8 protein-coding genes are annotated in these 6,742 nt (G+C 38.2%); all 8 read right to left on the bottom strand.

Annotated features, from left to right (window positions below):
- Window positions 1–214: 214 nt before the first annotated feature.
- Window positions 215–658 (bottom strand): GNAT family N-acetyltransferase, encoded by a 444-nt coding sequence (locus JXL83_06975; GenBank protein MBN2363857.1) that lies wholly within the window; start codon window positions 656–658, stop codon window positions 215–217.
- A 190-nt stretch (window positions 659–848) separates the two neighbouring features.
- On the bottom strand, window positions 849–1,403 hold the full coding sequence (locus JXL83_06970; protein MBN2363856.1) for a hypothetical protein: 555 nt from the start codon (window positions 1,401–1,403) through the stop codon (window positions 849–851).
- Between the two features lie 429 nt (window positions 1,404–1,832).
- Complete coding sequence (locus JXL83_06965) at window positions 1,833–2,351, bottom strand: HEAT repeat domain-containing protein (GenBank protein MBN2363855.1); 519 nt, start codon at window positions 2,349–2,351, stop codon at window positions 1,833–1,835.
- Between the two features lie 220 nt (window positions 2,352–2,571).
- Window positions 2,572–3,045 carry an NUDIX domain-containing protein gene (locus tag JXL83_06960; protein MBN2363854.1) on the bottom strand — a complete coding sequence of 158 codons (474 nt, stop codon included), beginning with the start codon at window positions 3,043–3,045 and terminating at the stop codon, window positions 2,572–2,574.
- Between the two features lie 176 nt (window positions 3,046–3,221).
- Window positions 3,222–3,572, bottom strand: a complete 351-nt coding sequence (locus JXL83_06955; protein ID MBN2363853.1) for a DUF3147 family protein — start codon at window positions 3,570–3,572, stop codon at window positions 3,222–3,224.
- 61 nt (window positions 3,573–3,633) lie between these two features.
- Complete coding sequence (locus JXL83_06950; protein ID MBN2363852.1) at window positions 3,634–4,491, bottom strand: bifunctional methionine sulfoxide reductase B/A protein; 858 nt, start codon at window positions 4,489–4,491, stop codon at window positions 3,634–3,636.
- 272 nt (window positions 4,492–4,763) lie between these two features.
- Complete coding sequence (locus JXL83_06945) at window positions 4,764–5,741, bottom strand: phosphotransferase (GenBank protein ID MBN2363851.1); 978 nt, start codon at window positions 5,739–5,741, stop codon at window positions 4,764–4,766.
- A gap of 63 nt (window positions 5,742–5,804) precedes the next feature.
- Window positions 5,805–6,725, bottom strand: coding sequence for a hypothetical protein (locus JXL83_06940; protein ID MBN2363850.1), 921 nt, complete (start codon window positions 6,723–6,725; stop codon window positions 5,805–5,807).
- Window positions 6,726–6,742: the final 17 nt, after the last annotated feature.

The raw sequence follows: 6,742 nt of genomic DNA, 5'->3' as shown, positions 1-6,742 counted from the left end.
CTTAAAAAGCTTGTCAGGTAAAGAAACAGCTGTTTTCATAAAAAGAGTATAACTGCAGTTATACTCTTTGTCAATTGCTTTCTGTGTGGTAACTTATAACGGTCATTGTTTTTACCGTGCGGGATTGCGGGTGATTTCCTATCAAGTCACACAAAAGCGGTAGTGCTTATCTGTTCAGCTCTTTTATTTCGTTTGTAATTCATTCCTGCTATTCTTATAAATCCTTTTTAAGATAAATCATGTCGACAAGTTGTATGTCACCATCGAACATAGGATGGTCGTAATTGTCAGTAAAAAAATTCTTTACCCGATGTGACTTTTCAAATCCGCAATTTTCATAAAAAGACAAGATTGCTGGAGTTTCACCTGTCCCGACAAGCATTGTTTTGTAGTCGTTTTTGAAGAAATCACAAATGAAATTTATCAATGCTTTACCGTATCCTTTGCCTTGATATTTTTCGTATGTCGCTATGTTTTTCAACTCGCAGATATCGCTATTAATAGGCACTACAACGCAAACACTTTTTAAATCATCGTCATACAAAGCAAACAGGTCTCCACTGGGCAAATACTTGTCAATCATATTTTCCTGCTCGTCCGCCAACAACAATAAGTCAAGGAACTGTTTCTTGTTTTCGGTAATTTTTTCTATTTTCACCATATCTCTGTTGTTTCCAAATTTGTTAAGTTTTGTTTTCCGTTGTATTGCCCCGCATTACCGCTAAGGGTTGGCTATTTGCAGTGGCTGGTATAGGATCGCTAAAAAATGGAGCGAAGCGGAATGTTTAGCGCGATGTAAAGACGGTCAGCCATAAGAGGAAACAGAATAAAATCATTTTACCTGCTGTTTACATTCTCAGTTTTTTTAGTAGTTGGTTCGCTTTTTTCTTTGTTGAATTTCTTGTATTTGTAGTTGCTTTTTTGACAAAACCGATCGCTGTTTTGTTGTCCCTTATTTCAAGAAACAAAGGAGTTAATGCGTCTATTATTTTTCCGATAGCAATGTTTTTGCATTCTTCAGTATTAAATTTGTCATTCGAAACCTTCAAGAATTCGCCAATAATTATTTTTCGGTGTTTTGGTTTGTTTTCCGCAATTTTTCCAAGAGTAAAAATGGTGTGATTGCAAGTAATCAGATGTCCACTGTGAAGAAACATCCATAAGGAACCTATTAGTTTGTCTATTCTGTTGTCCGTGTCGATTGAGGAAACATATCCTAAAAGGTCAATGGCAGTCCACCGGAAAATATTGTTTTCACTTTTGAGTAATTCTGTCAATTTATTAAAATGAGGATACAAAAACTCTGGAGAATCAGCTCCGATTTTGAGCAGTTCTTTTGCAAACCCATATTTTATCTTAGGGTCTGTTGAGTTAAGTTTTTCAAAAGCAATACATGTATTCATTTTTTCTATTTTCTATTCCTTTCTTGTTTGCCAAGTTGGTTTGAGGGTTACTGCTAACGGCCATATATAACAAGGTGTTAGTGATATTTTGGGTCAATCATTGTTGTTGATAACCTCCTCAGAAAACAGATTATTGGATATATAATATAATGATAACTTGTCCATAAACAGAGTTATCATATGAGTATAAATTTCAGTCATCTTTGAACTTTTATGGCCGAGAATATTTTGGAAAATTATTTGGATAAACATACTTGCGAAATGGTTAATCACAAAGACAGGTTCTTGCATTTCCCCTTCTGTGAGATTTTCATCATTTTATATCAGTAAAAAAGGGGTGTCAAATCAAGGCATTTTATAAAGATTATCGCCGCCACCGCGACTTCAGAACACTCAGCGGTATGGCGTAAAAAAAATATTTGAAAATGACTATTGATTTTTTATCCTTTTCAATGCTTTGATATAGACATTTTTGACACCGTTGTTGGCTTCTTTTTCCAAGATCTCTTTGAATTTTTCAACAAGCTTTTTTTGAAGTTTTGGATTCGATCTGGCAATTTCAGTCAAAGCGAAAGCGGCGCTCCACCTGACAATTGTGCCTTTGTCTTCTGTGTTAACTAAAAGCTTCTCAACTGCTTTCGCTGATTTTTCCGGATATTTGGCTGCGAGGTTGCCGATTACTCTTGCGCATTCCCATTTCACTTTAGGCGCATTAAAATCAATGTTTTCTTTGATGAAGTTAAAATAGGGAATGACGAGTTCAGGTTTGTCTTTTGATACATACTCCATGACTTCTATGCAATTTCCCTTTTCTGCGTTCGTGCATTTACCAGAATATTCGACTATTTCAGCCAAAATATTTTTATCCTCTTTCGCTTTATCTGCCAAAAGAGAGATTTTTTCTTTCGGTTTCACATTAGATTTCAATATTTCTTTTACTGTATCCAAAACAAACCTCCTCCTTTGCTGATGGCATTTTCAATATAACTTCTAAAGAGAAAATCGCAATCCTCCCCGTTTGACTTCAACATGCCGAATTTTTCATTGAAGGGCTGGACGCCAGTATCGCTGGGCAAGTCAACACAATTTATATGATCTAACTCATGGATCATTATTTTTACCAATTCATTGCCGATGCCCTTGTTTCTTTACTCCGTTATAACTTTACCTATACTCCGCAGTCAAAGGGTTCTGTGGGGTAATCGCCTTTTAAGATCCCGGGGAGAAGGTCTGCAACAGCCCTTGGGGCAAACACTTCTTCAGAAGCCTTCAATTCATCAATCTTCCACCAACGATGTGCAAAAATGTAGCTGTCCTGTTTTTCAGGAACCACCGCCGGCGATTCTGTGTAAGCGACGAAAAATCTTTCGTATTGCGCCGCCGGCCGGCCATTCCATAAAAATTTATGATATCTGAACCATACGCATGGACCCAGCGAAAAACCGCATCCAGCCTCTTCTTTCAGTTCTCTTCGTGCCGCATCCTCAAACGATTCACCATATTTGAGACCTCCGCCGGGCATAACCCAAAACGTTTTTTCTGTTGCGGGCTCTTTTGCACGCAAGTAGAGTATTGACCCCTGTGGATTGATGAGAATGACGCGGGAAGCAAGCCTTGCGTCTTTTGGTATCTCATGGTTCATAAAGATTATTCCGTTGTAACATATCAAAAAGAAACTGATTTATCATACAATAACACAATCATACCAGAGACGATATTCTTTGCCCTTGAAAAATTTTATGCTCTCTTCCCCAAGTCTTTCATAGTCGTAGTTCTTCGATGAGGGCTGTGCCCCTTTTGGATCTAAACTATACAAGCTTATAATTTGATACCGAAGTAATTCAGGACCCAGATCATAAAAAAATAACAAGCAATGGTTAAAACCATTGAAACAGCGAGGCTTAAGTAAAAGTTAATTCCATGTTTTAATAGAATGGGCAAAACAAGAAAAAGGGCCAAAGAGGGTAAAACCAGCCAAAATACCCCAGTGGCAAAAGCACTGATTTTGTTTGAGTCTTTCGTGTCAACATAAAGCCATAGCATTGCAAGCACGGAAACCAGCGGAATTGAAGCCAATATGGCTCCGACCAGGGAGCTTCGTTTTGTTATCTCAGAAATCATCACAATAAGTATTGTCGTTATTGCAATTTTTAAAAGATAATACCCCACTTAATCTCCCGGCATTTTGACATCATAAGCAAAAACGGTCTTGACTATAAGTTCTTTCTTATCAATCAAACCTCTTTACATAACTATGACAGTGCGGTTGTCCGCCGTTGTTCCGGTAGTAGTCCTGATGATAATCTTCGGCCTTCCAAAACTCCTGGACCGGAAGCAACCTGGTTGCAATGTTGTATCCCTTTTCTTCAAGTATGTCTATCAAACTTTGTGCGACATTCTTTTCCTCGTCATTGCCGTAGAATACCGCGGAACTGTATTGCTCTCCGACATCCGGTCCCTGCCTATTGACCTGCGTCGGATCGTGGATTTCAAAAAATAATTTAGACAGTTCCTCGAAACTGATCTTGGATGGATCGTATGTCACTTCAACTGACTCCAGATGACCTGTGTTACCCGCGCACACATCTTGGTAGGAGGGATTTTCTCTCGAACCGCCCATATAACCAGAGACAACAGATATAACTCCGTCTTTTTTTTCAAATTGATATTCCACTCCCCAGAAGCACCCACCGGCGAAGTAGGCTTTTTTCAACAGGGAGTCGTCAGGTACAAACACGAGAGAAATTGAATTGACACAGTGTCTCGTGTTTTTATCTGTCAAGTTTTCACCCAAAAAAACGTGACCCAGATGGGCTCCGCAGTTTGCGCAAATAATCTCCGTTCTCATTCCGTCGGCGTCGGTCCGTCTTAGAACCGCGCCTTCTATTTCATCGTCAAAACTCGGCCATCCACAGCCTGATCTGAATTTATCCTCTGACCTGTAAAGCGGCGCATCACATCTCCTGCACCGGTAATAACCCGATTCAAAAAAATCGTTATATTCCCCGCTGAACGGAGCTTCCGTACCTTTTTCGATTATGACCCTTTGTTCTTCAGGGGTCAGTTCGTTGTAAAATTTTTGATTCATATTTCTTTCCTCAGTGCATGAAATTTGGGTTATAAATCCTATTAAAATTGCGATCTTTATATAGTTATTCAATTTTTCCCCGTTTCAATTTGACCTCAAATAAAGGCTCTTTATCTAATATATAGTCAGTTTTGGATTTTTTACAATAGCGCAGGCAGTGATTTTACAAGAATTACTAATAAAAAGAGATAATCGTATGTTTGTATACTTATTATTCTATGTATTTTAATAATATAGTCACGCATCGTCCCCAGATTCTTACGAATCCTTTTCTAAAACCAGAAATGTTCTCCCCGATTGAACTTGGCGGCATAATCTCTTGCTATTTGGGCAGACTTAGCCGCCAGCTTCTCCTTTGCACCGGGGTTAGCCACCCAAAATGAGAACGTACCCACCATACTCCCGACAAAGAACGCCTCAATCAACCTTTGATGCTCACGGGGTAAAACCCTCAAGCTCTGATAGCCCTCCAAAAAAGTTTTGTGCAAAAACTTTTCCATATCGGAAAAACAAATCGCCAGGTCAAACATAAAGTTCCCGAACGCACAGAATGAGAAATCTATTAATCTGATCCTGCCATTGTCACAGAGCATATTGCCTTTGTGCGCGTCGGCGTGAATTAACCCATGGGTTTGCCGATTCTTTTCCTGAGAGCGCATCAATCCGGTCAATAACAAAATAGATTTCTCAAATTCTGAGTAATCAGATGCGGCGATCAGTCCCTCTTTCAGGGCCGGTTGGATATCTTTTAAAACATTTTCAAAGTATTCAATGTCTCTTTTGGGGCGCCTGAAACCTTCCGGGATCTTCCATTGACTGGCGTGATTGTGTAACTTTGCCAAAATTTCCCCGATTTGATGTGCGGTTTGCTCTGATTCCAGATCGCGATAATATGGCTGTCCGTCTACCCAATGCAGGAGTGTGCAGTTGACTGGCAGGCTAACTTGATCGACATGAACTTGCGTGACCAATGCCTTCTCCCTGTTCCTGATCGGCTTTTGCAGAACCAAATCCGTATCCCGGTTCAAAGCTTCAAGCCACAAAAGTTCAGAGTTTACCGCAATTGGATCGGATCCGTGAGAACCCATGGCTTCGGTGATTGGAACATGAATTCGCAGGAGATATGTTTTCAAACCTAAATCTTCAACCTTGAATGTCGCATTATCGCTGTGCCGGATAAATGTCAGGTTATAATCCTTTAACTCGTATTCTCTTAAGGCTTGACCGGCTATATCATTGATTTTTAGCATTTCTTTTTTTAGGTTTGTTTATTAAACGCAAACCTGTAAGCAGGGAGAGAGCTGTTTTGCGTTTTATTTATTTTCAATTGCCTTGTAATATGTTTCAAAATATTTTTCATGTCCTTGTTTTACCAGTTCCTTTATTTTGTCATTGCCGTATTTTTCATCAATCATTAACCCGAAATAACAACCGACAATATAAAAAAGCCTGTCACAAGAAAATTGCCCAAGTATGTTTCCCAGGATTTCATTGTTCAGTTTATTATCCTTAATTTCGTCCATATACTTGATAATTGAATTGAATTGTTCTATTTTTTTCTGCAATTTTGTCAAATCCAACAAAATTCTGTAATCACCATCTGTAATTTCACATATTTCTATTCGTTTATGATAGGGAGAAAGCGTAGCCAATCCTTCATTCATTGTCATTGAAAGAACAATTTGCTTTAAGTCCCCGACGGTTTTAGCTTGAAAAATATCTGGTAACAACTGATATTTTTCAAAACCTATATGAAACAATTCATGTGAAATATAAAGCATTATTTCCTTGTAGTTATTTCTAAACTGCTCAAAATCGATGTTAATACATACTATGTCGTCAAAAGCAATACCATTATACCCCCCTATTACATAATTGATCTTCGCTTTTTGTTTATAATCATCTGGAAGGTATTTTAAACACAGTTTAGCGTAGTTATTTATAATTTCAGTTTCATGAATTTTTAAGAATTCCACAATTTCAAGATACTGTTCTTTTCTATCCTGCACGCGAGAAAAATCGAATCCTTCCACTTTTCCATTCAAAGAATTTCGTAAATTATCTTCTGCAAGAGGATTTGAAGAGTATCTTTTACTGTGCTCTAAAACATGTTGGTATCCGGGATTATTGATAATAAGATCGATATTATCTTTTCCTTCCGTAAATTGTTCAACAACTAAATCTACAGCAGAATAATCAAAAGTAATTTGTCCGGATTTATGAGAGCTTGTCATTGACTGAATAAAATCCT

The organism is candidate division WOR-3 bacterium (assembly GCA_016934535.1).
Lineage (GTDB): Bacteria > SDB-A > SDB-A > SDB-A > SDB-A > JAFGIG01.
Note: the sequence above shows the minus strand (reverse complement) of the source record. Positions and strands in the feature narration are given on the sequence as shown.

Excerpts from the sequence above, each read along its gene's own strand:
- JXL83_06970 (MBN2363856.1), bottom strand. The coding sequence starts at position 1,403 with ATGAATACATGTATTGCTTTTGAAAAACTTAACTCAACAGACCCTAAG.
- JXL83_06960 (MBN2363854.1), bottom strand. The coding sequence starts at position 3,045 with ATGAACCATGAGATACCAAAAGACGCAAGGCTTGCTTCCCGCGTCATT.
- JXL83_06950 (MBN2363852.1), bottom strand. The coding sequence starts at position 4,491 with ATGAATCAAAAATTTTACAACGAACTGACCCCTGAAGAACAAAGGGTC.
- JXL83_06945 (MBN2363851.1), bottom strand. The coding sequence starts at position 5,741 with ATGCTAAAAATCAATGATATAGCCGGTCAAGCCTTAAGAGAATACGAG.
- JXL83_06940 (MBN2363850.1), bottom strand. The coding sequence starts at position 6,725 with ATGACAAGCTCTCATAAATCCGGACAAATTACTTTTGATTATTCTGCT.